At 61.5% G+C, this 26916-nt stretch carries 19 protein-coding genes; 15 read left to right on the top strand and 4 right to left on the bottom strand.

Going from position 1 to position 26916, the window contains the following annotated elements; genetic code table 11:
• The first annotated feature begins 13 nt into the window (after positions 1 to 13).
• The 14 genes from atpA (at position 14) to HX792_RS02130 (ending at position 16458) form a co-directional block, all read left to right on the top strand.
• A complete protein-coding gene (gene atpA / locus HX792_RS02195; protein WP_016970694.1) occupies positions 14 to 1558 on the top strand; it encodes a F0F1 ATP synthase subunit alpha in 1545 nt (514 codons plus the stop codon).
• A gap of 50 nt (positions 1559 to 1608) precedes the next feature.
• Positions 1609 to 2469 (top strand): F0F1 ATP synthase subunit gamma, encoded by an 861-nt coding sequence (gene atpG / locus HX792_RS02190; protein WP_010207685.1) that lies wholly within the window; start codon positions 1609 to 1611, stop codon positions 2467 to 2469.
• Positions 2470 to 2496: 27 nt separating this feature from the next.
• Positions 2497 to 3873 carry a F0F1 ATP synthase subunit beta gene (gene atpD / locus HX792_RS02185; RefSeq protein WP_176994569.1) on the top strand — a complete coding sequence of 459 codons (1377 nt, stop codon included), beginning with the start codon at positions 2497 to 2499 and terminating at the stop codon, positions 3871 to 3873.
• A gap of 44 nt (positions 3874 to 3917) precedes the next feature.
• Positions 3918 to 4334, top strand: coding sequence for a F0F1 ATP synthase subunit epsilon (locus HX792_RS02180; protein WP_015886644.1), 417 nt, complete (start codon positions 3918 to 3920; stop codon positions 4332 to 4334).
• 123 nt (positions 4335 to 4457) lie between these two features.
• Positions 4458 to 5825 (top strand): bifunctional UDP-N-acetylglucosamine diphosphorylase/glucosamine-1-phosphate N-acetyltransferase GlmU, encoded by a 1368-nt coding sequence (gene glmU, locus HX792_RS02175; RefSeq protein ID WP_176994568.1) that lies wholly within the window; start codon positions 4458 to 4460, stop codon positions 5823 to 5825.
• 229 nt (positions 5826 to 6054) lie between these two features.
• Complete coding sequence (locus HX792_RS02170; RefSeq protein WP_122716288.1) at positions 6055 to 6822, top strand: DeoR/GlpR family DNA-binding transcription regulator; 768 nt, start codon at positions 6055 to 6057, stop codon at positions 6820 to 6822.
• 10 nt (positions 6823 to 6832) lie between these two features.
• Entirely contained in the window at positions 6833 to 8665 is a 1833-nt protein-coding gene (gene glmS / locus HX792_RS02165; protein ID WP_176994567.1) for a glutamine--fructose-6-phosphate transaminase (isomerizing), read from the top strand.
• A 6-nt stretch (positions 8666 to 8671) separates the two neighbouring features.
• On the top strand, positions 8672 to 9571 hold the full coding sequence (locus HX792_RS02160; RefSeq protein ID WP_176994566.1) for a LysR family transcriptional regulator: 900 nt from the start codon (positions 8672 to 8674) through the stop codon (positions 9569 to 9571).
• Positions 9572 to 9708: 137 nt separating this feature from the next.
• On the top strand, positions 9709 to 10458 hold the full coding sequence (locus HX792_RS02155) for an SDR family NAD(P)-dependent oxidoreductase (RefSeq protein ID WP_176994565.1): 750 nt from the start codon (positions 9709 to 9711) through the stop codon (positions 10456 to 10458).
• A 33-nt stretch (positions 10459 to 10491) separates the two neighbouring features.
• Complete coding sequence (locus HX792_RS02150; protein ID WP_176994564.1) at positions 10492 to 11601, top strand: alkene reductase; 1110 nt, start codon at positions 10492 to 10494, stop codon at positions 11599 to 11601.
• Between the two features lie 145 nt (positions 11602 to 11746).
• Positions 11747 to 13279, top strand: coding sequence for a class I adenylate-forming enzyme family protein (locus HX792_RS02145; protein WP_176994563.1), 1533 nt, complete (start codon positions 11747 to 11749; stop codon positions 13277 to 13279).
• A 128-nt stretch (positions 13280 to 13407) separates the two neighbouring features.
• Positions 13408 to 14613 carry a Fic family protein gene (locus HX792_RS02140; RefSeq protein WP_176994562.1) on the top strand — a complete coding sequence of 402 codons (1206 nt, stop codon included), beginning with the start codon at positions 13408 to 13410 and terminating at the stop codon, positions 14611 to 14613.
• 100 nt (positions 14614 to 14713) lie between these two features.
• Positions 14714 to 15295, top strand: a complete 582-nt coding sequence (locus HX792_RS02135) for a LemA family protein (protein WP_176994561.1) — start codon at positions 14714 to 14716, stop codon at positions 15293 to 15295.
• Positions 15292 to 16458, top strand: coding sequence for a hypothetical protein (locus tag HX792_RS02130; protein WP_176994560.1), 1167 nt, complete (start codon positions 15292 to 15294; stop codon positions 16456 to 16458). The genes HX792_RS02135 and HX792_RS02130 overlap by 4 nt, the downstream gene beginning before the upstream one ends.
• On the opposite strand, the gene pbpC is transcribed toward HX792_RS02130, so the two are convergent.
• From pbpC to HX792_RS02115, 3 genes are all read right to left on the bottom strand, one after another.
• Positions 16459 to 18756: a penicillin-binding protein 1C gene (pbpC, locus tag HX792_RS02125; protein WP_176994559.1), complete on the bottom strand. Its 2298-nt coding sequence runs from the start codon at positions 18754 to 18756 to the stop codon at positions 16459 to 16461. It abuts the gene before it with no gap.
• Positions 18737 to 24547 carry an alpha-2-macroglobulin gene (locus HX792_RS02120; RefSeq protein WP_176994558.1) on the bottom strand — a complete coding sequence of 1937 codons (5811 nt, stop codon included), beginning with the start codon at positions 24545 to 24547 and terminating at the stop codon, positions 18737 to 18739. Before HX792_RS02120 ends, pbpC begins: the two co-directional genes overlap by 20 nt.
• A 78-nt stretch (positions 24548 to 24625) precedes the next feature.
• Complete coding sequence (locus HX792_RS02115) at positions 24626 to 25255, bottom strand: LysE family translocator (RefSeq protein WP_176994557.1); 630 nt, start codon at positions 25253 to 25255, stop codon at positions 24626 to 24628.
• Between the two features lie 136 nt (positions 25256 to 25391).
• Between HX792_RS02115 and HX792_RS02110 the strand changes: the two genes are divergently transcribed.
• On the top strand, positions 25392 to 25865 hold the full coding sequence (locus HX792_RS02110) for an Lrp/AsnC family transcriptional regulator (protein ID WP_176994674.1): 474 nt from the start codon (positions 25392 to 25394) through the stop codon (positions 25863 to 25865).
• A 117-nt stretch (positions 25866 to 25982) separates the two neighbouring features.
• Here HX792_RS02110 and HX792_RS02105 read toward each other — a convergent pair whose 3' ends face one another.
• Positions 25983 to 26915 (bottom strand): phosphatidate cytidylyltransferase, encoded by a 933-nt coding sequence (locus tag HX792_RS02105; RefSeq protein WP_176994556.1) that lies wholly within the window; start codon positions 26913 to 26915, stop codon positions 25983 to 25985.
• Position 26916 lies beyond the last annotated feature (1 nt).

Below are 26916 nucleotides of genomic sequence, written 5' to 3'. Positions count from 1 at the left end.
GGGCAGCAGAGCAATGCAGCAACTCAATCCTTCCGAAATAAGTGAAATTATCAAGGGCCGCATCGACAAGCTCGATGTGACCTCCCAAGCCCGTAACGAAGGCACTGTCGTCAGCGTATCTGACGGCATCGTGCGGATTCACGGTCTGGCCGACGTCATGTACGGCGAGATGATCGAGTTTCCGGGCGGCGTCTACGGTATGGCCCTCAACCTGGAGCAAGACTCCGTAGGTGCCGTTGTATTGGGCGCGTACACCAGTCTGGCTGAAGGCATGAGCGCCAAGTGCACTGGCCGCATCCTGGAAGTTCCGGTAGGTAAGGAACTGCTGGGTCGCGTAGTCGACGCACTGGGTAACCCTGTTGACGGTAAAGGTCCACTGGGCAACACCGAGACCGACGCGGTCGAGAAAGTTGCTCCAGGCGTGATCTGGCGTAAGTCGGTAGACCAGCCTGTACAGACTGGCTACAAGGCTGTCGATGCCATGATCCCAGTCGGCCGTGGCCAGCGTGAGCTGATCATCGGTGACCGTCAGATCGGTAAGACCGCTCTGGCGATCGACGCGATCATCAACCAGAAAGACAGCGGCATTTTCTGCGTCTACGTAGCCATCGGTCAGAAACAATCGACCATCGCCAACGTGGTTCGCAAGCTGGAAGAAAACGGCGCCCTGGCCAACACGATCATCGTGGCTGCCAGTGCTTCGGAATCTCCTGCGCTGCAATTCCTGGCACCGTACTCCGGTTGCACCATGGGCGAATACTTCCGCGACCGCGGTGAAGACGCGCTGATCGTTTATGACGATCTGTCCAAGCAAGCAGTGGCTTACCGCCAGATTTCCCTGCTGCTGCGCCGTCCACCAGGCCGTGAAGCTTACCCAGGCGACGTGTTCTATCTCCACTCCCGTCTGCTGGAGCGCGCATCCCGCGTTTCGGAAGAGTATGTAGAGAAGTTCACCAACGGCGCAGTGACCGGCAAAACCGGTTCCCTGACCGCACTGCCGATCATCGAAACCCAGGCTGGCGACGTTTCCGCGTTCGTTCCGACCAACGTGATTTCCATCACCGACGGTCAGATCTTCCTGGAATCGGCCATGTTCAACTCGGGCATCCGCCCTGCAGTGAACGCCGGTGTTTCGGTATCCCGTGTGGGTGGTGCCGCTCAGACCAAGATCATCAAGAAGCTCTCCGGTGGTATCCGTACCGCTCTGGCTCAGTACCGTGAACTGGCGGCATTCGCCCAGTTCGCTTCTGACCTGGACGAAGCGACCCGTAAGCAACTTGAGCATGGTCAGCGCGTTACCGAGCTGATGAAGCAGAAGCAATACGCCCCAATGTCGATCGCTGACATGGCGTTGTCGCTGTATGCCGCTGAGCGTGGGTTCCTGACTGACGTCGAAATCACCAAGGTCGGCAGCTTCGAACAAGCGCTGATTGCTTACTTCAACCGCGATCACGCCGACTTGTTGGCCAAGATCAACGTGAAGGGTGACTTCAATGACGAAATCGACGCTGGCATGAAAGCCGGTATCGAGAAGTTCAAGGCCACCCAAACCTGGTAAGCCGCAGCGGGAGCCGCAAGGCTCCCGCTTGCTAACCTGATAGGTGTTACATGGCAGGCGCAAAAGAGATTCGCAGTAAGATTGCGAGCATCAAAAGCACGCAAAAAATTACCAGCGCCATGGAAAAAGTGGCGGTCAGCAAAATGCGCAAGGCACAAATGCGCATGGCTGCTAGCCGTCCTTATGCGGAGCGTATCCGCCAGGTAATTGGGCATTTGGCCAACGCCAACCCGGAATACCGCCACCCATTCATGATCGACCGCGAAGTTAAGCGTGTGGGTTATGTGGTAGTGAGCAGTGACCGTGGTTTGTGCGGTGGTTTGAATACCAACCTGTTCAAGGCCCTGGTCAAGGACATGGCGGTAAACCGCGAAAAGGGCGTCGAGATCGATCTGTGTGTTGTTGGTAGCAAGGGTGCGGCCTTTTTCCGCAACTTCGGCGGTAACGTCGTTGCAGCTATCAGCCACCTGGGTGAAGAGCCGTCGATCAATGATTTGATCGGCAGTGTGAAGGTGATGCTGGATGCGTACCTGGAAGGCCGGATTGACCGCCTGTCCGTGGTATCCAACAAGTTCATCAACACCATGACCCAGCAGCCAACCGTGGAGCAATTGATTCCACTGGTGGCGACTCCGGATCAGGAACTCAAGCACCACTGGGACTACCTCTACGAACCAGACGCCAAAGAGCTGCTTGACGGCTTGATGGTGCGCTACGTGGAGTCGCAGGTGTACCAGGCGGTGGTCGAGAACAACGCAGCTGAACAAGCGGCGCGGATGATCGCGATGAAAAACGCTACCGATAACGCCGGTGATCTGATCAGCGATTTGCAGCTGATCTACAACAAGGCGCGTCAGGCTGCGATCACCCAAGAGATCTCGGAAATCGTCGGCGGCGCTGCCGCGGTTTAACGGTTCAAATATTCAGAGGATCCAGCTATGAGTAGCGGACGTATCGTTCAAATCATCGGCGCCGTTATCGACGTGGAATTTCCACGCGACAGCGTACCGAGCATCTACAACGCGCTGAAAGTACAAGGCGCGGAAACTACTCTGGAAGTTCAGCAGCAGCTGGGCGACGGCGTAGTTCGTACCATTGCGATGGGTTCCACCGAAGGCTTGAAGCGCGGTCTGGACGTTGTCGACTCTGGCGCAGCCATCTCCGTACCGGTCGGTAAAGCGACCCTGGGCCGGATCATGGACGTACTGGGCAACCCGATCGACGAAGCTGGCCCGATCGACACCGAAGAGCGTTGGGGCATTCACCGTCCAGCACCTTCGTTCGCGGAGCAAGCTGGCGGCAACGACCTGCTGGAAACCGGCATCAAGGTTATCGACCTGGTTTGCCCGTTCGCCAAGGGCGGTAAAGTCGGTCTGTTCGGTGGTGCCGGTGTAGGCAAGACCGTAAACATGATGGAACTGATCCGTAACATCGCCATCGAGCACAGCGGTTATTCCGTGTTCGCCGGTGTGGGTGAGCGTACTCGTGAGGGTAACGACTTCTACCACGAGATGAAGGACTCCAACGTTCTGGACAAAGTGGCACTGGTTTACGGTCAGATGAACGAGCCGCCGGGAAACCGTCTGCGCGTAGCACTGACTGGCCTGACCATGGCCGAGAAGTTCCGTGACGAAGGTAACGACGTTCTGCTGTTCGTCGACAACATCTACCGTTACACCCTGGCCGGTACTGAAGTATCCGCACTGCTGGGCCGTATGCCTTCGGCAGTAGGTTACCAGCCGACCCTGGCCGAAGAGATGGGCGTTCTGCAAGAACGTATCACTTCGACCAAAGAAGGTTCGATCACCTCGATCCAAGCGGTATACGTACCTGCGGATGACTTGACTGACCCGTCGCCTGCGACCACCTTCGCCCACTTGGACGCCACCGTCGTACTGTCCCGTGACATCGCTTCCCTGGGTATCTACCCAGCGGTCGATCCACTCGACTCGACTTCGCGCCAGCTGGACCCGAACGTGATCGGCCAGGAGCACTACGACACCGCTCGCGGCGTTCAGTACGTGCTGCAGCGTTACAAAGAACTGAAGGACATCATTGCGATCCTGGGTATGGACGAGCTGTCGGAAGCCGACAAGCAGTTGGTAAACCGTGCTCGTAAGATCCAGCGTTTCTTGTCGCAGCCGTTCTTCGTGGCTGAAGTCTTCACCGGTGCCTCGGGTAAATACGTTTCCCTGAAAGACACCATTGCTGGCTTCAAAGGCATCCTCAACGGTGACTACGACCACCTGCCAGAACAAGCGTTCTACATGGTCGGCGGCATCGAAGAAGCGATCGAGAAAGCCAAGAAACTGTAATCCAAGCGCCCGGCAACGGGCGCTCATCAGGTTGAGGCAATCAGATGGCTATGACAGTCCATTGCGATATCGTCAGCGCGGAAGGGGAAATCTTCTCCGGTCTGGTAGAAATGGTGATTGCACACGGCGACCTGGGTGACCTGGGTATTGCCATGGGCCACGCGCCGTTGATCACCAGCTTGAAGCCAGGTCCTATCACGCTGACCAAGCAAGGCGGGGAAAAAGAGGTGTTTTACATCTCTGGTGGTTTCCTCGAGGTTCAGCCGAACATGGTCAAGGTACTTGCCGACACCGTGCAACGTGCTGGCGACCTGGATGAAGCCTCCGCTCAGGAAGCCGTCAAGGCTGCCGAGAAGGCCCTGAACGAAAAGGGTGCGGACTTCGACTACAGCGCTGCTGCTGTACGTCTGGCCGAGGCTGCAGCCCAGCTGCGCACGCTCCAGCAGATCCGCAAGAAGTAAGCGGCCACGCCGTCATGCTTCAAGCGCGATTGATTAAAAAGGGTAGCCTCGGCTACCCTTTTTCTTTTTCAGCAAAACACTTCTCTGGTCTGAAGCCGGACCGCCCAGGATTGGTAGCCATTCATGTCTCTTGAAATCGTCATTCTCGCCGCAGGCCAGGGCACCCGCATGCGTTCAGCCCTGCCCAAGGTGCTGCACCCGGTTGCCGGCAATTCCATGCTGGGCCACGTTATCCACAGCGCCCGGCAACTTGATCCACAGCGCATCCACGTGGTGATCGGCCACGGTGCCGATGTGGTGCGTGAACGCTTGGCGGCCGACGACCTGAATTTCGTATTGCAAGACAAACAACTCGGCACCGGCCACGCCACTGCGCAAGCCGTGCCATTTATTACCGCCGACACCGTGCTGATCCTCTACGGCGACGTGCCGCTGATCGAAGTCGAAACCCTGCAGCGCCTGCTCAAGCACGTGGTGCCTGGCCAAATGGGCCTACTCACCGTAGAGCTGGATGACCCCACCGGCTACGGTCGCATTGTGCGTGACGCCAGCGGAAAGGTTGCCGCCATCGTCGAGCACAAGGATGCCAGCGAAGCCCAGCGCGCCATCACCGAAGGCAACACCGGCATTATGGCGGTGCCTGGCAACAAGCTCGCCGACTGGATGAGCCGCCTGTCCAACAACAACGCCCAGGGCGAGTACTACCTCACTGACGTCATCGAGATGGCCGTGAGCGATGGCCTGCTGGTTGCCACGGAACAGCCCCACGACCCGATGGAAGTGCAGGGCGCCAACGACCGCAAGCAGCTTGCGGAGCTTGAGCGTCACTACCAGCTGCGTGAAGGCCGCCGCCTGATGGCCCAGGGCGTAACCCTGCGCGACCCGGCTCGCTTTGATGTACGCGGCGAAGTCACCGTCGGCCGTGACGTGCTGATCGATATCAACGTGATCCTCGAAGGCCGCGTGATCATCGAAGACGACGTGGTGATCGGGCCTAACTGCGTGATCAAGGACAGCACCCTGCGCAAAGGCGTGGTGGTCAAGGCCAACAGCCACTTGGAAGGTGCCGTGATGGGCGAGGGCAGCGATGCCGGCCCGTTTGCACGCCTGCGCCCTGGCAGCGTGCTGGAGGCCAAGGCCCATGTGGGTAACTTTGTCGAACTGAAAAACGCCCACCTGGGCGAGGGCGCCAAGGCCGGTCATTTGACCTACCTGGGGGATGCTGTGGTTGGCGCGCGCACCAACATTGGCGCGGGTACCATCACCTGCAACTACGATGGAGCCAACAAGCACCAGACCGTATTGGGCGAAGACGTGTTCATCGGCTCCAACAACTCGTTGGTCGCTCCGGTGAAAGTCGGCGATGGTGCCACCACAGCGGCCGGTTCAACCATCAACGTGGATGTGGATAACTTGCAGCTCGGCGTGGCCCGTGCCCGCCAGCGCAACATCGACGGCTGGAAACGCCCGGTCAAAATCAAAAAGAGCTGAGTTATCCACAGCTCTATGGCCTAGTGCGGTTCCCTGTGGGAGCTGGCTTGCCTGCGATAGCGGTCTGACATCCAAGATGGGTGTCTCCTGACACTCCGCCATCGCAGGCAAGCCAGCTCCCACATTTGGTTTGTGATGACCCAAAAAATTTGCTCGCCCTGCTTGACGATCTTTCGCCAATAGGTTTTTATTGCCTTCGTTATCTTTCGAAACGAAACTTATCATCACCATGTCGAAACGAAATACACCCCAACGGCGCCACAACATTCTGACTTTGCTCAATGAACAGGGCGAAGTCAGCGTGGACGAATTGGCCAAGCGTTTCGAAACCTCGGAAGTCACCATCCGTAAGGACTTGGCTGCCCTCGAAAGCAATGGTCTGTTGCTGCGCCGCTACGGCGGTGCAATCACCATGCCCCAGGAACTGGTGGGTGACGCCGCCCAGCCCATCTCGGTGTACAAGCGCGCCATCGCGCGTGCCGCCGTGATGCGCCTGCGTGAGCACGCCCGCATCATCATCGACAGCGGCAGTACCACCGCCGCCATGATCCCGGAGCTGGGCCACCAGCCCGGTCTGGTGGTGATGACCAACTCCCTGCACGTGGCCAGCGCCTTGAGTGAGCTGGAACACGAACCGGTGCTGTTGATGACCGGCGGCACCTGGGACCCGCATTCGGACTCGTTCCAGGGCCAGGTTGCCGAGCAGGTGCTGCGTTCCTACGACTTTGATCAACTGTTCATCGGCGCCGACGGCATCGATCTGCAGCGTGGTACCACCACCTTCAACGAACTGTTGGGCCTGAGCCGTGTGATGGCCGAGGTCGCCCGTGAAGTGGTGGTGATGGTCGAATCCGACAAGATCGGCCGCAAGATTCCCAACCTGGAACTGCCCTGGAGCAGCGTCCATACCCTTATTACCGATGATCGCCTGCCGCTTGAGGCCCGCGACCAGATCCAAGCCCGCGGCATTACGCTGATATGCGCGGCAATCATCTAGGAGAAACACCATGTGTGGAATTGTAGGCGCAGTCGCTGAACGCAACGTTACCGCCATCTTGCTCGAAGGCCTCAAGCGCCTCGAATACCGCGGCTACGACAGCGCCGGTGTGGCGGTCTTCACCAACGCCGGCAAGCTTGAGCGCATGCGTCGCCCGGGCAAGGTCAGCGAGTTGGAACAGGCCTTGGCCGGCGAGCCGCTGGTTGGCCGTTTGGGCATCGCCCACACCCGTTGGGCCACCCACGGTGCCCCTTGTGAGCGTAACGCCCACCCGCATTTCTCCGGCGACCTGGCCGTGGTGCACAACGGCATCATCGAGAACCACGAAGTACTGCGTGAACAACTTAAAGGCCTGGGCTACGTGTTCACCTCGGACACCGACACCGAAGTCATCGCGCACCTGCTGAACCACAAGCTCAAGACCCTGGGCGACCTGACCGTGGCCCTGAAAGCCACCGTGAAGGAACTGCACGGTGCCTACGGCCTGGCCGTCGTGTCCGCCAGCCAACCCGACCGCGTGGTTGCCGCTCGCAGTGGCAGCCCGCTGGTGATCGGCCTGGGCCTGGGGGAAAACTTCCTCGCCTCCGACCAACTGGCCCTGCGCCAGGTCACTGACCGCTTCATGTACCTGGAAGAAGGCGACATTGCCGACATCCGCCGTGAAAGCGTGCAGATCTGGGACGTCAACGGCAATTCCGTCGAGCGCGAAGCCGTGCAATACCGTGACGGTGCCGAGGCTGCCGACAAGGGCGAGTTCCGCCACTTCATGCTCAAGGAAATCCACGAGCAGCCTTCCGTGGTGCAGCGCACCCTTGAAGGTCGCCTGAGCCAGAACCAGGTGCTGGTCAATGCCTTCGGCCCGCAAGCCGCCGAGCTGTTCGCCAAAGTACGCAATGTGCAGATCGTTGCCTGTGGCACCAGCTACCACGCCGGTATGGTTGCGCGTTACTGGCTGGAAGAGCTGGCCGGTATCCCGTGCCAGGTCGAAGTCGCCAGTGAGTTCCGCTATCGCAAGGTGGTGGTGCAGCCCGATACCCTGTTCGTGACCATCTCCCAGTCCGGCGAAACCGCCGACACCCTGGCCGCGCTGCGCAATGCCAAGGAGCTGGGTTTCCTCGGCAGCCTGGCGATCTGCAACGTCAGCATCAGCTCCCTGGTGCGTGAATCCGACCTGACCCTGCTGACCCAGGCCGGTCGCGAAATCGGCGTAGCGTCCACCAAGGCCTTCACCACCCAGTTGGTCGGCCTGCTGCTGCTGACCTTGTCCCTGGGCCAAGTGCGCGGCACCCTCGCCGAGGGCGTCGAAGCCACGCTGGTAGAAGAACTGCGTCGTTTGCCGACCCGTCTGGGCGAAGCCCTGGCGATGGACAGCACCGTGGAAAAAGTCGCCGAGCTGTTTGCCGACAAGAACCACACCCTGTTCCTCGGCCGTGGCGCGCAGTACCCGGTGGCGATGGAAGGTTCGCTCAAACTCAAGGAAATTTCGTACATCCACGCCGAAGCCTACCCGGCCGGCGAGCTGAAACACGGCCCACTGGCCCTGGTGGATGACGACATGCCGGTGGTCACCGTTGCGCCTAACAACGAACTGCTGGAGAAGCTCAAGTCGAACCTGCAGGAAGTGCGCGCCCGTGGCGGCCAATTGATCGTGTTCGCCGACGAAAAAGCTGGCATGACCAACGGTGAAGGCACCCACGTCATCAACATGCCGCACATCCACGACACCTTGTCGCCGATCCTCTACACCATCCCGCTGCAGTTGCTGTCGTACTACGTCGCCGTGCTCAAGGGCACCGACGTCGACCAGCCGCGCAACCTGGCGAAGTCGGTGACCGTGGAGTAACCCGTCATGAATCGACTGGCTGCCATGGAAGCCCTGGTACGCGTCATCGAAACCGGTTCGTTTTCCGGTGCGGCACGCCAGCTTCATGTGGGGCAGCCGGCGATTTCAAAAGCCATCGCCCAGCTCGAAGAGCGGCTGGGTGTGCGCCTGCTGTTGCGTTCGACCCACGGCCTGACACCCACCGAAGCCGGACAAAACTTCTACGAACACGCCAAACGTTCGATCGAAGAGGCCGACGAGGCGGACATGGCCGCGCGGGGTGCCGCGACGGCGCTGACCGGCCGTTTGCGGATTTGCGCCGCCGTGACCTTTGCACGGCTGCACATCGTGCCGCACCTGGGGCAGTTCCTTGCGGAGCACCCGTCGCTGGAAGTCGAGGTGGTGCTGGATGATCGCAACGTCGATCTCATCGAAGCCGGCATCGACGTGGCGTTGAGGATGGGCGACCTGGTCGACTCCGGTTTGACCGCCAGGAAAATCGCCCAGTCTCGCCGCCTGGTGCTCGGCACGCCGGCCTATTTCGAAAGCGCTGGCGAGCCGCAGGTACCTGCGGATGTGGCGTCCCATCAAGCCGTCGTCTACGACCAACGGGGCGGTGGCGCGGTGTGGGCGTTCCAGCAAGGTTCGGAAAAAACCACCGTGACCGTTCGCGGGCGACTGCGCATCAGTGCGGCTGAAGGTATTCGTGAAGCGGTGCTGGCCGGGCTGGGCCTCACCATCTCCTCCGAATGGATGTTCGCCCCCGAGCTAAAGGCCGGAACCGTGAAACCCGTGCTGCAAGACTGGACACTGCCCTCTATCGACCTGTGGGCCGTGTTCCCCACGGGTCGTCAGGCCAGCGCCAAGGCGCGGGCTTTTATTGCGTTCGTGGAATCGCGGATGGCAACGGCATCCCCGCCGACCTGATCCTCTTGCTCAAGGCCAAGCTATTCTGATCTGGAATAACCTTCATGCTTGGTCACCCTCTACAAGGCATGTGCCTCCCTCAGTACCGTTGAGTCCTTGGTCCGTAACCCACGGGCACTCATCAGGTGGAGCACTGCATGGCCAGGCTACAAGGCAAGGTCGCCGTCATCACAGGCGGCAACAGCGGTATCGGGCTGGCGACAGCCAAGCGTTTCGTCGATGAAGGCGCCAGCGTTTTCATCTTCGGCCGCCGCCAATCTGAACTGGACAACGCCGTCAGCCTGATTGGCGGCGACATCACGGCGGTGCGGGGCGACGCGTCCGAGCCCCGCGACCTCGACCGGCTCTACGCCACGGTCGAGCAGGCGAAGGGCAAGCTGGATGTGCTCTTTGCCAACGCAGGTGTGGTGGAGCTTCGCCCCCTGGAAGCATTTTCCACCGAACACTACGACAAGACCTTCGACGTCAACGTGCGCGGCCTCGCGCTCACCGTGCAGAAGGCATTGCCGCTGCTGCGCGATGGCGCCAGCGTCATCCTCACCGGCTCGATTGCCGGAGTCAAAGGCTACCCCACCTACGGCACCTACAGCGCCAGCAAGGCAGCGGTCCGCTCGTTTGCTCGCACCTGGACGATGGAGCTGAAAGACCGCGGCATCCGGGTCAACACCATCAGCCCGGGCGCCATCGATACGCCGATCATGGACAGCCAGGTATCCACGCCCGAAGAGGCTGACGCCCTGCGCGTTCAGTTCGCACAAGCCACTCCCCTCGGTCGCCTTGGCCGGCCTGAAGAGGTGGCATCGGTTGCCCTCTTTCTCGCCTCTGAAGACAGCAGCTTCGTGGCCGGTATCGACCTGTTTGTCGATGGCGGCATCGCCCAGGTCTAGTCACCGCATCCACTCAAAAACACGGAACTCATCATGACCAAGCTATTCAGCTCCACCCAAGTCGGCACCCTCAACCTGGCTCACCGCGTCGTGCTTGCACCGCTTACCCGCCTGCGCACCGAAACCGGCGATGTACCCGGCGACCTGATGGTCGAGTACTACACCCAGCGCGCCACCAAAGGCGGGCTGCTGATCGCCGAAGCCACCAGCGTGTCGCCCATGGGTATCGCTTATGCGCTCGCGCCCGGCATCTACACCGATGCGCAAGTGGCTGGCTGGAAGCGTGTGACCGACGCCGTGCACGCCAAGGGCGCCAGCATCTACCTGCAAATCTGGCACGGCGGCCGCCAGGCGCACCCGGGCAACCTGGACGGTGCGCAACCCGTCGCCCCTTCGGCGATTCGCGGTGAAGAAAAATCGGTGATCCGCGACGGCGACAGCATCGCCGAGGTGGATCAGGTGGTGCCCCGTGCACTCAGGATCGACGAGATTCCAGGCGTCATCGAAGAATTCCGCCGTGGGGCAGAACGCGCCAAGGCCGCAGGCTTTGACGGCGTAGAACTGCATGGCGCCAACGGTTACCTGCCGGACCAGTTCCTGCAGGACGGCTCCAACCACCGCGACGACGCTTATGGCGGCCCGATCGAGAACCGCGCGCGGTTCATGCTCGATGTCGTCGAGGCACTGGTCTCGGTGTGGGGCGGCAATCGCGTTGCCGTGCGCATCTCACCGAGCGGCCAGTTCGGCACCATGTCCGACAGCAACCCGGCCGCGACCTTCGGTTACCTGGCCGAGGCACTCAACCGCTTTGGCCTGGCCTACCTGCACGTCATCGAGCCGCGCATTCGCGGTTACGAAGACATCGAGCTGAACGTCCCCGCCGTGGCCTCCAAAAGCCTGCGCGGTATCTTCAAGGGACCGATCCTGGCGGCCGGCGGATTCTCACGGGAAACCGCCGAGGAAATCATCGCAGCGGGCGATGCCGACCTGGTCGCGTTCGGTCGGCTCTTCATCTCCAACCCCGACCTGCCGGAGCGCCTGCGCAGCGGCGCGCCGCTCAATGATTACGACCGCAACACCTTCTACGGCGGCCGTGGTGAGGGTTACATCGATTACAGCTTCCTCGACGAAGTCGTCGCCTGACGCTGTCTTTGTGGCGAGGGAACAAGCGCCCTCGCCACACGGATGTGAGCGGCCGTTTGTGTGTAAACGAACCTTCACGAAATAAACCGGCCCTTCCAGGTGTTCCCTTGGGGAGAACGCGCCAAGCCACCCCTGGAAGACCATCATGCTGACCTGTTTCGAACCCCTTGAAGCCCTGTCCGCCTCGCAAGCCCCGTTGCAGGCACTGTTCCAGCACGCGGCCGAACGGCCCAACGCCATTGCCCTGATTGCCGACGGTGACGTGTGGTCCTATCACCGCTTGGCCGGTGAGGTAGTGCGCCTGAGCAATGGGTTCAAGCGTGAGGGCGTCGAGCCAGGTGATCGTATCGTCATGCTGGTGCGCACCTCGCCGCTGTATGCGGTGTTCCTGTTTGCCGCGATGATGAGCGGCGCAATCATGGTGCCGCTCAAGACTGAATTCACTGCGCGGGAGCTGGAGGAGTTCCTGGGCTGGCTGCGGCCTCGGCTGTTTATCCATGAAGCGGATTTGCAACCCGTCATCGCCCAGATAGACGACGCGGCTATCGAACGCACGCGCACCTTCAGCAGCACGAACTGGTATGCGCTGCTGGGCGAAGGCAGCCCGCAAACGGCGGCAGTGCCCGGTGATATCGACTCAACCTGCTTGCTGTTGGCAACCTCTGGCACCACCGGCATGCCCAAGCTGGTGGCCTACAACCAGCGTGCGATTGCCCACGTGGTCGGCGCCTTGGGCGCGTGGCAGCTGGATCTGGATTCGTGCACCCTCGGCAGCACGCCGGTGGCCCATGTGTCTGGCTCGTTCGTGTTGATGGCGACAATCATCAAGGGCTGCCAGGAAGTCATGTTCAGCCGCTTCGATGCCGACAAACTGCTCGACGCCATCGAGCAAGAGGGCGGCTCCATGCTGTTTGTCGCGCCGTTTATCTGCCCGCCGCTGGTGGACGCCCAGCGCAGGCGCCCACGGGATCTCAGCTCGTTGAAAGTCTGCGGGATTGGCGGCGACGCGTGCCGGCCGAGGGTGGCCGAGACCTTTCAGGACACCTTTGACCTGCGCCTGAACAACACCTACGGCCTGACGGAATGCCTGGGCAGCATGGCCTTCGGCTCCGCCTGGGACACCCTCACCGCCGTGCCTGGGCGCGCGCGCCTGGTGGACGCCAACGGCGTGGCCGTGGCCCCGGGCGAGGTGGGCGAATTGCAGATGTGCGGCCCCAACCTGAGCCTTGGCTACTGGACCGGCCCCGGCGACATCATCAGCCACAGCCGTGATGGCTGGTTTTCATCCGGCGACCTGATGCAGCAGGAACCCAACGGCGAGTTTCGTTTTGTGGGGCGCTGCAAAGACCAGATCGTCTGCTTCACCGACAAGATCTCCCCGGTGGAAGTGGAAAACCAACTGATCCTGCACCCGGCAATCGCCGACGCTGCCGTGGCCGGCGCGCCGGATTGCAACGCCGGGCAACGCGTGGTGGTGCTGGTCAAGCTGGAACAGGAGGCTGCCGGCACCACGGCGGATGAACTTCTCGCCTGGCTGCGCACGCGTCTGGCGCCGTTCAAGTTGCCCCAGCGCATCGTGTTGAGCCAGACCATCCCGCGTAATGCGCTGGGCAAGGTGGACCGAAATGAGGTGGTGCGAATGGCATTACACGAAGAGTTTTCTTACGCCAGACCGTAGGAAAACGGATCAGAAAATAAATCGGAAAATTAGTCGCTTAATGTTTCCATACATTGGGCTTTAACCCAGGCTATTATTGGTCGAAGGGTAAAAAAAGATCAGAAAATAAATCGGAAAAGGTGAAGCCAATGGCGCATGAATTTATCTCGGGAAACCACTGGCTTGAACCTGTCTGGCCATCCCCGGGGTTTCCTGCGTCAGTGGTGCGCACCGCCGAAACGCTCGGGTTTCGCGCAGGGAGGCTGACAGGCTTGCTGCCCAAAGAGACGGCCAGCCGCATCGGCGGCCTTATGCGGATTACCAATAGCTACTACAGCAACCTGATCGAAGGTCAATTCACCGAGCCGGCGACGTTGTCCGCCCGCGTGCCAAGGCGTGACCCAAAAGAACTCAGGGCATTGGCCGAAAGCCATATCGGCGTCCAGCAGCTGCTGGAAAGGGTATTGCGACGCCCCAAATCCGTTGATGCTCCCTGGGATGAGTTCTTTGTACCAGAGCTGGTGTCCATGGTTCATCGTCGCCTGTTCGCGGGGGCAAGCGATGAGGATTTACGCTTGAGTGATGGGCGCTTGCTGGTGCCTGGCCAGCTGCGTGGTTCCTCTCAGCGTAACGTCTTGGTGGGCGACCACGCTGCACCGGCATGGGAATCGGTGGCCCCTATGTTGACTCGGCTTCAGCACGTGTATGGCAGGCAGCCGGATCTGACGCCACGCATCCTCGGCTCGCTGGCCTATCATCATCGCCTTGCATTTGTGCACCCCTTTGAAGATGGCAATGGCCGCGTAGTTCGCATGATGACCCATCTGCAACTCATGCGACTTGGACTTGCCTCGCCGCTTTGGTCGTTGTCCAGGGGGCTGGCGCGCAAGCAGGACGAATACTACGGTCAACTGCGGGCTGCAGATCAGCCTCGTCGAGGTGATCTCGACGGCCGTGGCCAACTAACCCAGGCCGGGTTGATTGGCTTCGTGGAGTTCATGTTGCAGGTGTGCATTGATCAAATGGACTACGTTGAGCAATCCATGGGCCTCGTTAGCCTGCGCCATCGACTTGAACGAGTCATCGGGCTTGAACCGCGATTTATACAGGCTGGTGTGAAGCAGGAGATGGCCAAGGCCGTCCATATCCTGCTGACCCAAGGGGAAATTCTGCGCGCTGACTTCAAAGTTTTCTCAGGCCTTCATGACCGGGTCGCAAGTGATCAGCTAAGAAAGCTCATTGACCTGGGAGTGGTCGAGGCGCCTTCAACAAAGTCGCGGTCAATCTTCCCAGGTTTGCCTGTCTGGTTTGCGCAACTGATATTTCCTGATTTACACCGACGTTTCTGGGCTTGAGCCCGGCTCTTCTCATTTCTGTGCACTAAGTCCGAGTGTATTACACCGCTTTAACCCTAGAATGCCCCCTGTGGATAACTCACCCAGGGACGTGCTCACCATGAATATCGAACTGCTAATCGCCGGCATCGTTGTGCTGATCATTGTCGTCGGCCTGGTGGGCTGGATGGTGGGGGTCTACAACGGCCTGGTGATGCGGCGTAACGATGTGGATAAAGCGTTTGCCAACATCGACGTGCTGCTCAAGCAGCGGGCTGATCAGATCCCGGACTTGATGCGTGTGGTGCAGACCGCCATGAATCATGAGCACGCGCTGTTCACCCGGCTCAGCGATGCGCGCCAGCAGTACCTGAATGCCAGCAGCCTCAACGACAAGGTCGATGCGTCCAACCAGTTGAACGCGGCGCTCAAGTCGGTGATTGCGGTGGCGGAGGGTTACCCGACATTGATCTCCGGCCCCAACATGGTCGAGTTGCAGCAAGCCATCTCGGCCGTGGAGGAGCGCATTGCCGACCGCCGCGAGTTCTTCAATGAGTCGGTCAACCTCTACAACATCGCCATTGCGGTGTTCCCCGACCTGTTCTTTGCGCGGATGCTCAGCTATCAGCGCATCCCGCTGCTGGCCATCAGTGCCGAAGAAACCCGTTACGAAGGCGTGAAGCTTGAGGTGCCGGGGGTATGAAAACCACTCAGGCGGGCGTTGTGGTGAAAAAGCCGAAGTGGAAAACGGCGCTGGGCCTGATGTTCCTCGCCGGTTTTATCGCCTTGATGGTGTACGCGCCGAACATCCTGATCGCGCTGTTTTTCCCGATGCTCATCCTGATCGGCCTGCTGGTCAGCTTTGGCCCAAACTTCTACAAAACCGAACAGCGCCTGGCCACCAGCCAGATACGCTCGTTGGCCATGGGCCTGGTGGAGGTGCGCGGCAAGGTCATTGCGGACAAGACGATGCTGTCGCCGGTCAATGGCAAGCCGTGCGTGGGTTATGTGTGGATTGTCGAAGAGGGCACCCAAGACAAAGATGGCGATTGGAGCTGGAGCCGAGTGTCTGGCGAGGCGCGCTGCAATGACTTTCGCCTGAAGGACGCCAGCGGTGAGATGGCGGTGATTGCCGAGGGCATTGACCTGTTTGGCAATAAATCGCCTGACGAATACGCGTTGCTGGGCAGTTCCCGACGCCAGGGCGAAATTCTGCTGGTACAGGACCTGGACGTGATGCTGATCGGCGACGCCTGTGAGCGCGATGGCCATACGGTAATCGCACAGGGCAAGGACCCGAAAGCCGTGTTTGGCGTGGCGCTGACCGCTGATGTGGAAAACCGTCGTGTGCTGGCGCCGTTATGGCGTGCCGGTGGCTTCTATGGCGCGATAGTCGGGCTGCTCGGCGTCGGCGTGATGGCCATGACCCCGGCCCATTTTGCGCAACTGCATTTACCGGGGCCCGACACTTATCCACAGATGGCCGGACAGGGTCCGGTGTATCAGTTGCTCGCCTGGCTATACCGCGAAGGTGGTTTTCCGATTCCGTTCATGGCGGCGTTCGGCTTCATGCTGACGATTTTCATGGTGCTGATCTGGACCCGGTTGTTGCTGCCCAAAGGGATACGCCTGGCCGTGGGACGTGTACTCGGCGCGTGGGCAGGGTTGGGAGCAGTCATCGGCGGGGTGGTGGCCTTGCTGTTGTTTGTCGCCCATGTGGATGCATTGAAGCAATTTTTGATCTGGATGCTGATCTTGCTCGGCACCCTGGCGTTCTCGCTGTTTGAGCAACGCAAGATGGGCGTGGCGTATCAACATTTTGCCAAACGCGTGAGCAAAGGCAGTTTCAGTGACGAAGACGCCTGATCAGGGCACAAACTCCACTTTCAGCCCCCGGCTGGTGCTGCGCCCCTGATCATCGGTGACCCGCAACCGATACTCCCCCGACTTGCCCGGCCGCCAGTTCAACAGGGCTTGCGGCGGGCCCTGGGCGATCAGGGTCTGGTCGGCGAACCAGTACAGCGTCACGGCATCGCTGGCGGCGTTGGCGTTCAGCGGGATGCTTTCCTGGGGTTGAGACAGGCGCAACTGATAGCTCACCTGGGTCAGTGGCGAGCGGATCTGCGGTGCTTCGCTCGTGTCACTGATGCGAGTGGGCTGGCAGTTTTTCATCACGTTGGGTGGCGTGCGCCGAGGCAGGCCGGCCGCGCGGTACAGGCGTTGCACGTCGCTGGGCCAGAATTCGAATACTTCTTCACGGGTGTATTGGGCATCGAAGGGCGGGCACGCGGCCTTGCCGGTGCGGGTGTCGATCAGCACCGGGCGATGCAGGTTGGACACACGAATCGGCGACACGCCGGGGATGTACCAGGTCTTGCGGGTTTGCGGGCACCAGCGGTTGGGCAGCTCGCCGGACGCGGCGCAGACGTCGATGCGCACCAGCCCCACGGGCGGCTTGTCGGGTTTGATCACCACGTTGGGCAAGGCCAGGGGCAACGCGTCGGCGATGCGGAAGAACAACGGCGCGGCGGTCTTGGCCCCGATAAACGCCGGGTTCGGCCGGCCATCGAAGTTGCCCACCCACACCACCAGCACGTAGGGGCCCACCAGGCCGGCACTCCACGCATCGTGAAACCCCCAGGAGGTGCCTGTTTTCCAGGCGGTGCGCCAATGACGGCTCGGCAACCCGTCGGGGCGTGGGTTGCGGCGCAACATGTCGCGCACCATGAATGCTGCTTGGGGCGTGAGCAGTTGCGGGCCGGTGGATTGAGGCTGTTCCTGCAGATAGCGCAACGGCCGCAAATGCCCGTCGCCGGCCAGCATCACGTACAGCCGGGCCAGCTCTTCCGGGGTCATCTCGCCACCGCCGAGCGCCAGGGCCAGGCCGTAATGGCTTTCGTCGCGCAGGCCCTTGATGCCGGTGCGTTGCAGCAACCCGTACAGCGACGGCGACTTCACCTGGCTGGCCAGCCACACGGCCGGGATATTGCGGCTACGAATCAACGCATCCCGCGCCGTCAGTGGCCCGACAAAACTGCCGTCGAAATTTTCCGGCTGGAAGTAGCCGAAGTTACTCGGCAGGTCCTTGAGGATGCTCATGGGGTGAATCACCCCCTGATCCAGCGCCAGCCCGTACAGGAACGGTTTGAGCGTCGACCCGGGCGAGCGCCGTGACAGCACACCGTTGACCTGGCCGTGAATGCCTGTGGATAAGTAATCCGCCGAGCCCACCAGCGCCTTTACGCTCTGGTCGCGGCTGTCGATGAGAATGGCCGTGGCGTTTTCTACACCGGTGCTGCGCCGCTCGGCGATAAAGCCGGTAATCAGGCGTTCCAGCAATTGCTGCAGTGGCAAGTTGAGCGTGCTGTTCAGCTCGTTGCCCGGCTGGGACGCCAGCAGCTGTTCACTCAGGTGCGGCGCCAGGAACGGGATCTGCTGGCGGTTGCGCGCTTCCAGGGGCAAGTCCAGCAAGCTGTCGTTGCGTGGGTCCTGTGGATAAGTGGCGCGCCAGTCGGCCATCAAGCGCAGCCTGGCGTTTTGCAGCGATGGCCCGAAGCGCGCACGCCGCCCGGGTTGTTGGGGGATCACCGCCAGCGCCAGCGCTTCAGACAACGAAAGCTGCGCCGCCGACTTGCCAAAATAGATCCGGCTGGCCGCCTCGGCGCCTTCGATATTGCCGCCCATGGGCGCCAGGTTCAGGTAGGCCTCAAGGATGTCGTGCTTGCTGTAGCGCGCCTCCAGCCACAGCGCCAGGGCCATCTGCTGCACCTTGCCCGGTACCTGGCGGGTGTTCAGGTCCCACAGGCGTCGTGCCAATTGCATGCTCAAGGTCGAGCCGCCCTGGCGCTGGCCACCGCTGTAGGTGGCCATGGCCGCCCGCAGCAATGCCGGAGGATTGACCCCCGGGTGCCAGTAGAAATTACGGTCCTCCTTGAGCAACAAGGCTTCGACCAATGAAGGCGACATCCGCTCCAGGGGGAGCCACAAGCGGTATTGCCCGTCGTCTGCCAGTGTCATGCGCAGCAGTGAGCCGTCGTCGGCCAGCACCACCCGTGATGAGGTCACGGCCTGTTCCAGCGGGGCGTGCGGCCAAAGCCGCAACCCCGCCAGCACCACCGCCGCTACAAACAGCGGCGCCAGGCGTTTAAGGCTTGGTAATTTCAAGCTGGCCTACTTTGCCGCGCCCTTGCAGGGTGGTTTCGTACATGCCTTCGGCATAAGCCGGTGGCGTATTGAAGGTCCCGGCGTTGGTGGCGCGTACGCGGTACACGAAAGTGCCTACATCGCGCAGCGCGGTGCCGTACAACACCACTCGGTCATCACGCACGTCGACGTAGTCCGGCTGCCAGTTGCTCAGCTCGGTTTCACCGATCGGTGCTTGCCAGGCATCGGCCTCTTGGTTGTCTTCGCTGGTTTCCACGTACTCGGCATCGTCGCCTTCACTTTCCTCGGTGCTCGCGGCTTCCGGCTCCGGCGGCAGGTTATACACAGGCTCGACCCCGCCCGGCAGCAGGTCGACCACGGCCACCTGTTGCACTTGATCGCGGTCGGTAGCCCGCAGGCGCAGGCGCACCAGGAACTCATCGCCGACGGCGACTTTGCTCACCGGGTCGCCCTTGAGGTCGAGGTATTCGTGGATGATTTCCAGGCCGTTGGTGATCGACTTGAGCTTGGCACCCTTGTCGAAGCCGGCTTCGCTGAGCATGTAGAACGCGGCCGGGCCGTCGGTTTTTTCCATTACCAGTTTCTGCGTGGCGCTCGGCACGGCCGCGCGGGGTGGCTGGCCAGCCATTTCCAGCAATTGCTGTTGTTTGTCACTCAGCCACGCGGTGGCCTTGAGGGTCATGTCGCTTTGCGCACGTTGGCCGTAGTTATCCAGGGCACGCAGCAACAGCGCGGCCGACAGCGAGTTGTAACGCTGTTCGTTGAGACGTTTGCCGAGTTTATCCAGCAGCGCCGTCGGCACGTCGTCGATCATCTCCGGGAAGTGCCGTGCCAGCAGGTGCAGGTGTTCTGCGTCGTGCACCAGCGGGTCGTAGTACAGGCCGTCGCTGTCCCACTTATCCACAAGGGAACGCCACGGGATTTTGCGGAACAGCGTGTCGGCCTGGCGATCCTGCTTGAGCAGCTTGTAGCTGGCGGCCAGGTACGCAGCGCCCAGGTCGTTCTGCCAGGTGTCCTTGAAGTAGCTCTCGTAACGCTCGCGGATATCACTCAACGCACCGCTCACCAGAATCCCCTGACGGCTCAGCAGGTAACTGGCGTAGGCGCGGTTGCGCAATTCCGACAAGCCTTCGCTCGGGCCGTTGGCCAGGTCGGTCAGGTACGCATTGGACCGCACCAGCAGGTCCTCCGGCACTGGCAGCCCACGTTCCTTGGCTTCGATCAGGAAGTCAGTGGCGTACAGGCTGGCGTAAGGCGCTACATCCGGGTTGGCCGCCCACAGACCAAAACCACCGGCCCCGTTCTGACGCTGGCGCAACATGCGCACCGCGCCTGTGAACGCCTGTTCGGCTTCCGGCGCGTTGCCGCCCCAGATCAGCGCCGGCATGGCCTTGGACACCAATTGCTCGGTGCAGGCATAGCCGTAGTCGTCCAGGTAATGCTTGAGGCCATTGGCCCATACCAGCGGCGACGCAGCCACGCCCACTTGCACATCGCGCAGTTGGCTGAACAGTTCGCGGGTGGGCTTGAGTTCTTTGTTGGCGCCGTCGAAACGGCCCAGGCTCAAGGCCACGCGGTGCTCGCTCAATGGGCGGACCGAGGTGGTTTCCGCCACCTGGACTCGCTTGCCATCCGGCAGCACGGCGACAAAGCGCAGGTCCGCCGAACCCAGGGTTTCGCCGACCTTGATCTTGAACTCGGCCGTGCCTTCCTTGCGCGGTTGCAGCGACAGCGTGCTGCCCTTGTCGCCCTGAACGTTCAAGCCGTCGCTGGTCTGCAGTTCAAACTTCACATCCGCCGCGGCGTCGAGGTTGCTGAACACCCCGGCGCTCACGTTGAACACATCGCCCGGCGCTACAAAAGCGGGGACGTTTGGCGTGATCACGATCGGCCCGCGCACTTCCGTGTTGGCGTCGCTGACGCCGACGCTGTCGTTATCCACCGCCACTGCAAACAGGTGCAGCTTGCCGTTGAAGCTGTCCGGCACCTGATAGTGCAGCACGGTTTCACCGGCCGGCAGGTCCACCAAGCCGGACCACCACGCCACAGGCGGCTGGTGTTTACGCTTGAACGGGTTGAGGTGGTTGGCCAAGGTGCCTTCGGTGTCACCACCAGGCGCTGCCCCACTGAGCAGGCGGCTGAATTCCGGCAGGATCAGGTCAAGGATCTGACTGGTGCCGACCTCCAACGCACGTTTCTGGAAGAAGAAGCCCAGCGGGTCCGGCGTCTGGTAGCGCGCCACTTGCAGGATGCCTTCGTCCACCGCGTAAACCACGGCACGGCCCGGGCGGTCGGCGGTGACCTTGATGTCCAGGGTCTGCCCCGGCTCGATCTTCGCCGGGCCTTCGACCTTCAGCGCCATGCGCCGCGCATCCAGGTTGATGCTGAACGGCACCACGCCATAGGACAGCGGGCTCATGTATACCTCGGCCGAACCCATGTCCCGCACAAACTGCACGTTGACGTAGGCATTGCCCTCAAGCCCCGCTGGCACACGGATGTGCTGCACGCTGTTGGTGCTGTCGGCCTTGAACCACTGCTGGGTGTAGACCTTGTCGCGCTCGATGGTAATCAAGCCCGCGCCGGTGTACGGCGCGCGGATGCTGATGGCGATCTCATCACCGGTGGCATAGCTGCGTTTATCCAGGCGCAGTTGCAGTTCGGCGTTGCGCTCCAGGGAGCGCGAAGTGTTGCCGCGCCCGGCCACGCTGTAGTCGATCTGGTTAAGCAGGTTGCCGTTGGCATCCTTGAGTTGCAGGGTGAAATCCCCCGGCGTACCGGTGTTCAGGGCCTGCTTGGCGCCGTCTTTGGTCATCACCAGCGGTGAAGCCGGTTGGCTGATGTTCTTGATGCGCGACTCGTATTTGTAGGTGCCGTTGGACTGCTTCACCAGCACCGACACGTAACGGTGTTCCACCACTTCAGTGGTCAGGCCGTCTATCGCGAGCGGCGTAAGGTCTGGCGCGACGGCCAGCCATTGCACCTGGCGCGGCGCATCCTTGGCGACGTACGACAGCGAATCCTGGCTTTTCACACCGACCAGGTAAGGCGCGGACGACACCAGCAAGGCGTTTTGCGCCGCCACGTTACGACCGCCCTCGGCTTCGAACACCTGGGTCATCACCTGCAGGCGATAGGTGCTGTTGGCGAAGCGTTGCAGGTTGAGGTCGAGCGTGGCCTGGCCGTTGTCATCCACGGTGGTTTCGGCCAGGTCTTCGGTGCTGGCGTCTTCCAGGGCGTTGTTCAGGCGGAAACGGTAATCCGGGTAGCGGTCGAACGCCGCGAGCGTTGGGCTCAGGGACATTTTCGCGGTGACGCGGCGGCCGGACGCCGGGGCGCCGAACAGGTGCATGGCCGTGACCTTGGCCACCACCTGGTCCGGTGGAATCCAACCCAGCACCGGCGTGTCGTGCAGGCTCAGGCTGACCTTCATGCGGTCCGGCTCGAAATCCCGCACCTTAAAGCTGACACTGCCCAGGTCGGTGCGGGTCTGCTTCTCGCCAATCAACTGCAAGGTCGCGGTGTACTCACCGGCGGGGGCGACTTCGCTGCTGGGGAAATCAAAGGTTTCAAAGCCGCTGGCCGACAGTTTCAGGGGTTGGCGAATCACTTCCAGGCCCCGTGGGTCGGTGATTTGCAGCTCGACGGGCAAGCCCTGCAGGGCGCCTTTCCAGTTGCCGCTGCGCACGATCATGCCCAGGTGCGCGGTCTCGCCCGGCCGGTACAGGCCACGGTCGGTGAACAGGTAGGCGCTGAGGCGATCAATCGCACCGTCCTCTTCCAGACCGCCTACGTCGAAGCGCGACAAATCCAACTGCTGGGACTGGCGGGCAATCGGCAGGAACGACTGGTCATTGCCACGTGTGACCACATACATCAGGGGCGTTTTCTCACGGCGCAGTTCATCCAGCTTGGCGAAATGCGCGTGGCCTTCGGCGTCCGTGCGGCCGCTGCTCACCGGCAAGCCGTTGCGGCCGATGATGTCGACTTGGGCGTCAGACACCGGCGAACCGTTGCCGATGGATTGCACATATACATCATGGCTGCCGTCACTGGAGCGCTTGGCGATGATGCCGAGGTCCGTCACCACGATGAAGCGCAGGTCGCTGGTGCTGCTGCGGTCGTACTCGAAGGTGCGGGTGGCCGGGTCATCCTGCGGGCTGAGCTTGAGCACGAAAATGCCGCGCCGCCCGCCGTTGGCGGTGAGGTAGTGGCTGAGGTCCACATTGTCGTAGACGGTTTTTGCCGGGTCGTTGGACGACAGGGGAATGTCCAGCGACTGACGCTCAACCATGCGGTCGAAGTATTCGTTGCCAAAGTTCGGTCGGGCAAAGCTGCCGCTGCTCTGGTCCACCAGGTGTTGCAACTGGTTAGGCAGCAGGCGGGCGATTTCCACGTGGGCGCCGGGCACGCCACGGGCCATGAAGCCCAGCCGTTTTTCGCCGTTGAGGCTGAGCAACGCGCCGTCAGACAGGAACTGCAGGGTGCGCGGGTACGCCGGCATGCTGATCAGCGAGGCCGTAGGGTTTTTCGCCAGGTAGCCGCCAATGGCTTCCAGGTTGGCAGGCACGCGCACGTAAATGGCGCGACCGGCCGGGGCCTTGAACTTGAAAGCGTGCAGGGTGTTCAGCGGTTCGACGCTGGGCACGTGGGTCAGGGTGACCTTGGTGCTGCGGGCGAGCAGGGCGTCGTCGATGTCGTTGCTGTTATAGGGGCGCGTATCGTCCTGGGCTTTTTCCGGCAGCAGCCAGGCCTGGACCTTACCGGCGATGGTCTCGTCGGCGACGGCGCTGGAGCTGCTGAACATCAGCACCGGCTCTGGCTCACCGCGCTGGTTGTCGACAAAACTCACTTCGGCGCCGGTGAAGGTCAGGCGATAGCGGCCGGGCACGGTGACTTCCGAGACCAGCGGCGCGGTGCTGGCGTTGCCGCCGTCACGGGCCTTGATGCCTTCATCGAGCTTGGCGCTGACCGGCGTGCTTTCCAGCGGCGTCGCCAGGGCGGCGGAGCGGACGTAGGCGTTGAGCTTGGTGTCGTCGAAGGTGACTTCCGGGCGGTTGGGCAACTGGGCGTCGCGGTAGGCCAGGCCTTTGCCGAGGGTCACCGACACGCGTTTCCGCAGGTTGTCTTCATCCACCGGGTGGGAAAAATGGAAGGTCGCCACCAGTTGTTTCAGCGTCGGGTTGGACGGGTCCTGGTACAGCTCGTTTTGCGCCAGGGTGGCGCGGAACGGTTGGGTGGAAAACTGGCTGCTGTACTGGCTGAGCAACACACCGTCGGCCAGCAGCTTTTTCTTGGCCAGGTCCAGGGTGTAATGGGCGTCTACCGGCCAGTCTTTTTCCGGCACGAACTGCAGGGTGCGGTCATCGGTCCAGCGCCAGGCGCCCGCCACGGGTGGTTTGAGGGTGATGCCTTCTGTGACCGGCTTGCCAATGGCGGCCAGCGGGGCCACGGATTCGGCAAAGCGCACCTGCAAGTTATCCACAACCGGTGGCTGCTGGGTGTAGTCGGTCAGGTTCGGCTTGTGCAGCGAGTAGCCCACGGTGTGGGGCTGCGGCAGGTGGGAATACCACTGCCAGCCATAGAAACCGGCGCCGGCCAATAACGCCAGGCCCAGCACACCAGCACCGGCTTGGCGTGGATAGGCGCGGGCCTTGTGGCCCAGGTTCGCCAGGCCACGGCCGATAGCGCGCAGCCAGAACGGCGGATGCCATTCGCCAAAGACGGCCCCCACCACAGTCAGTAACGCACTGGTTATACGGCGGCTGATCGCTTTCAACGAATCGAACATGGTGAGCATCCCTGGCTAAGTGCGGCGTATCTTACACGCGTCTTTGATACAAAAGATGACGTGGATACGCCGGACCGCTCAGGCGTGTTGCACAAAGGTGAGGCGTACCGCAAAACCGATCAAAAGACTGCCGAACAACCATTGCTGCACCCGCTGCGCCGAACGATTGTGCGCCAGCCATCGGCCGATGCGCGCACCGGCCAGGGCGTAGCAGCAGTCGAAGGCAAAACCGACCGCCACCAGGATCACACCCAGCAAGGCAAACTGCGCCGCCACCGGGCCGGCCTGCGGGTTGATGAACTGCGGCAGCAGCACCGAACAGAACAGCAGCGCCTTGGGGTTGAGCAGGTTGGTCAACAGGCCACGCTGGAAGGCTTCGCGCCAGGCGTGGGCCTGTGTGATGGCGTGTGTCGGGTCGAGGTTGGGCAACAGGTTCGCGCGCAGGCATTGCACACCCAACCACAACAGGTAGGCCGCGCCGCCCAGGCGCACCACGTCAAAGGTCCACGGCGCCACCTTGAACAGGGTCGCCAAGCCCATGCCGGCCAACGCCACGTGGCACACCCGGGCAACCCCCAGGCCAATCGCCGTGGTCAGCGCCAGGGCCTTGCCCTGGCGGGCGCCGGTTTGCAGCAGCAGGATCATGTCCGGCCCCGGCAGCAGATACGCCACCGAAAGGGCCACCAAAAACAACCAGAGCTCCGCCATGTTTCACCCCCTTGAATGGTTGGCAAATTCTAGGGTGCAAAGGCGGGGCAGGTGGTTGCGTAGTCAGCTGATAAATCGGCTAGTCTTGGCACTATCTACCACTAACAACTACAAAGACCATTCACTTATGCCAAATCTGAAACTCGATGCTTTTGACCGCAAGATTCTAGAAGCCCTGCAACGGGATGGTCGCCTGAGCAACGTGCAACTGGCCGACGAGATTGGCCTGTCTGCTTCACCTTGCCTGCGCCGCGTGCGTCTGCTCGAAGAAGCCGGGGTCATTCGGGGCTACCAGGCCACACTGGATCGCGATGAAGTGGGCCTGGGCATGATGGTGTTTGTGGGCGTGAAGGTAGAGCGGCATAACGACACCGAGGCCAATGCCTTTCGTGAGGCGGTGACGGCACTGCCCGAGGTGATCTCGGCGTTCCTGGTGTCGGGGGAGTCGGACTTTCTGTTGCAGGTGGTGGTGCCGGATTTGCGTGGGTATGAGCGGTTTGTCACCGGCAGCCTGTTGAAGCTGCCGGGGGTGAGGGATATCCGCAGCAACTTCGCGATCCAGACCGTAAAGACTCCGGGAGCGTTGCCGTTGGGCCACCTACCAACCTAACGGCCCACCACAACACCTTGTAGGAGCCGGCTTGCCGGCGATGGCGTCCTTAAGGGCCTCATCGCCGGCAAGCCGGCTCCCACAGGGGATTTTCGTTGGGTTTGAGGGCTGTGATTGTCAGGTCCACCAGTAACGCACGAGGTGGAAGAAAATCGGCGCCGCAAAGCACACGGAGTCCAACCGATCCAGCATGCCGCCGTGCCCTTCGATCATATGCCCCCAGTCCTTAACGCCACGGTCGCGCTTGATTGCCGACATGACGATGCCGCCAGCAAAGCCCAGCAGGTTGATCAACAGCGCAATCAAAAACGACTGCCACGGGTTGAATGGTGTGGTCCACCACAGCGCCGCACCAATCAGCGAGGAGAGCAGGATGCCGCCGACAAAACCTTCCACTGTCTTGGACGGCGACAGGTTGGGCGCGATCTTGTGCTTGCCGAACAGCTTGCCGCACACGTACTGCAGCACGTCCGAGAGCTGTACCACGATCACCAGGTAAGCGATCAGCAACAGGTTGCGGCCTTCGTAGCCCGGGATGTCGAGGGTCAGCAGGGCGGGCACGAACGACACGCAGAACACCGCGATCATCAGGCCCCACTGCACTTTCGAGGCGCGCTCCAGAAAGTGCGTGCTGTCGCCGCCCAGCGACGCGAGGATCGGCAGCAGCAGGAATACGTACACCGGGATGAAGATCGAGAACAGCCCGTACCAATCCGAATAGATCAGCAAGTATTGCAGCGGCAGGGCCAGGTAGAACGCCGCCACCAGCGCCGGGTAGTCGCTGCGGCGGGTGGGGGTGAGGGTGAGAAACTCACGCAGGGCATAGAACGACACGGCGTAGAACAGCAGGATCACCGCGCCGGTGCCGAGCCAGAAGGCGATGCCGATCACCACCACCATCACCCACCAGGCATTGATGCGGGCGTTGAGGTTGTCGATCACCGCGTTGGGTGAACCACGGGTACGCAGCTTGAGGATCAGGCCGATCAGCGAGGCGAGCACCAGGATCGCGCCGATACCGCCGAACAACATCAGGGTTTGGCTGGGCATG

It is taken from the genome of Pseudomonas sp. B6002, assembly GCF_013385985.1.
Taxonomy (GTDB): domain Bacteria; phylum Pseudomonadota; class Gammaproteobacteria; order Pseudomonadales; family Pseudomonadaceae; genus Aquipseudomonas.
The sequence above is the reverse complement of the archived record's forward strand: the minus strand, read 5'-3'. Positions and strand labels throughout refer to the sequence as shown.

Coding starts and splice junctions, on each gene's coding strand:
- atpA (WP_016970694.1), top strand. CDS start 14: ATGCAGCAACTCAATCCTTCCGAAATAAGTGAAATTATCAAGGGCCGC.
- atpG (WP_010207685.1), top strand. CDS start 1,609: ATGGCAGGCGCAAAAGAGATTCGCAGTAAGATTGCGAGCATCAAAAGC.
- atpD (WP_176994569.1), top strand. CDS start 2,497: ATGAGTAGCGGACGTATCGTTCAAATCATCGGCGCCGTTATCGACGTG.
- HX792_RS02180 (WP_015886644.1), top strand. CDS start 3,918: ATGGCTATGACAGTCCATTGCGATATCGTCAGCGCGGAAGGGGAAATC.
- glmU (WP_176994568.1), top strand. CDS start 4,458: ATGTCTCTTGAAATCGTCATTCTCGCCGCAGGCCAGGGCACCCGCATG.
- HX792_RS02170 (WP_122716288.1), top strand. CDS start 6,055: ATGTCGAAACGAAATACACCCCAACGGCGCCACAACATTCTGACTTTG.
- glmS (WP_176994567.1), top strand. CDS start 6,833: ATGTGTGGAATTGTAGGCGCAGTCGCTGAACGCAACGTTACCGCCATC.
- HX792_RS02160 (WP_176994566.1), top strand. CDS start 8,672: ATGAATCGACTGGCTGCCATGGAAGCCCTGGTACGCGTCATCGAAACC.
- HX792_RS02155 (WP_176994565.1), top strand. CDS start 9,709: ATGGCCAGGCTACAAGGCAAGGTCGCCGTCATCACAGGCGGCAACAGC.
- HX792_RS02150 (WP_176994564.1), top strand. CDS start 10,492: ATGACCAAGCTATTCAGCTCCACCCAAGTCGGCACCCTCAACCTGGCT.
- HX792_RS02145 (WP_176994563.1), top strand. CDS start 11,747: ATGCTGACCTGTTTCGAACCCCTTGAAGCCCTGTCCGCCTCGCAAGCC.
- HX792_RS02140 (WP_176994562.1), top strand. CDS start 13,408: ATGGCGCATGAATTTATCTCGGGAAACCACTGGCTTGAACCTGTCTGG.
- HX792_RS02135 (WP_176994561.1), top strand. CDS start 14,714: ATGAATATCGAACTGCTAATCGCCGGCATCGTTGTGCTGATCATTGTC.
- HX792_RS02130 (WP_176994560.1), top strand. CDS start 15,292: ATGAAAACCACTCAGGCGGGCGTTGTGGTGAAAAAGCCGAAGTGGAAA.
- HX792_RS02120 (WP_176994558.1), bottom strand. CDS start 24,547: ATGTTCGATTCGTTGAAAGCGATCAGCCGCCGTATAACCAGTGCGTTA.
- HX792_RS02115 (WP_176994557.1), bottom strand. CDS start 25,255: ATGGCGGAGCTCTGGTTGTTTTTGGTGGCCCTTTCGGTGGCGTATCTG.
- HX792_RS02105 (WP_176994556.1), bottom strand. CDS start 26,915: ATGCCCAGCCAAACCCTGATGTTGTTCGGCGGTATCGGCGCGATCCTG.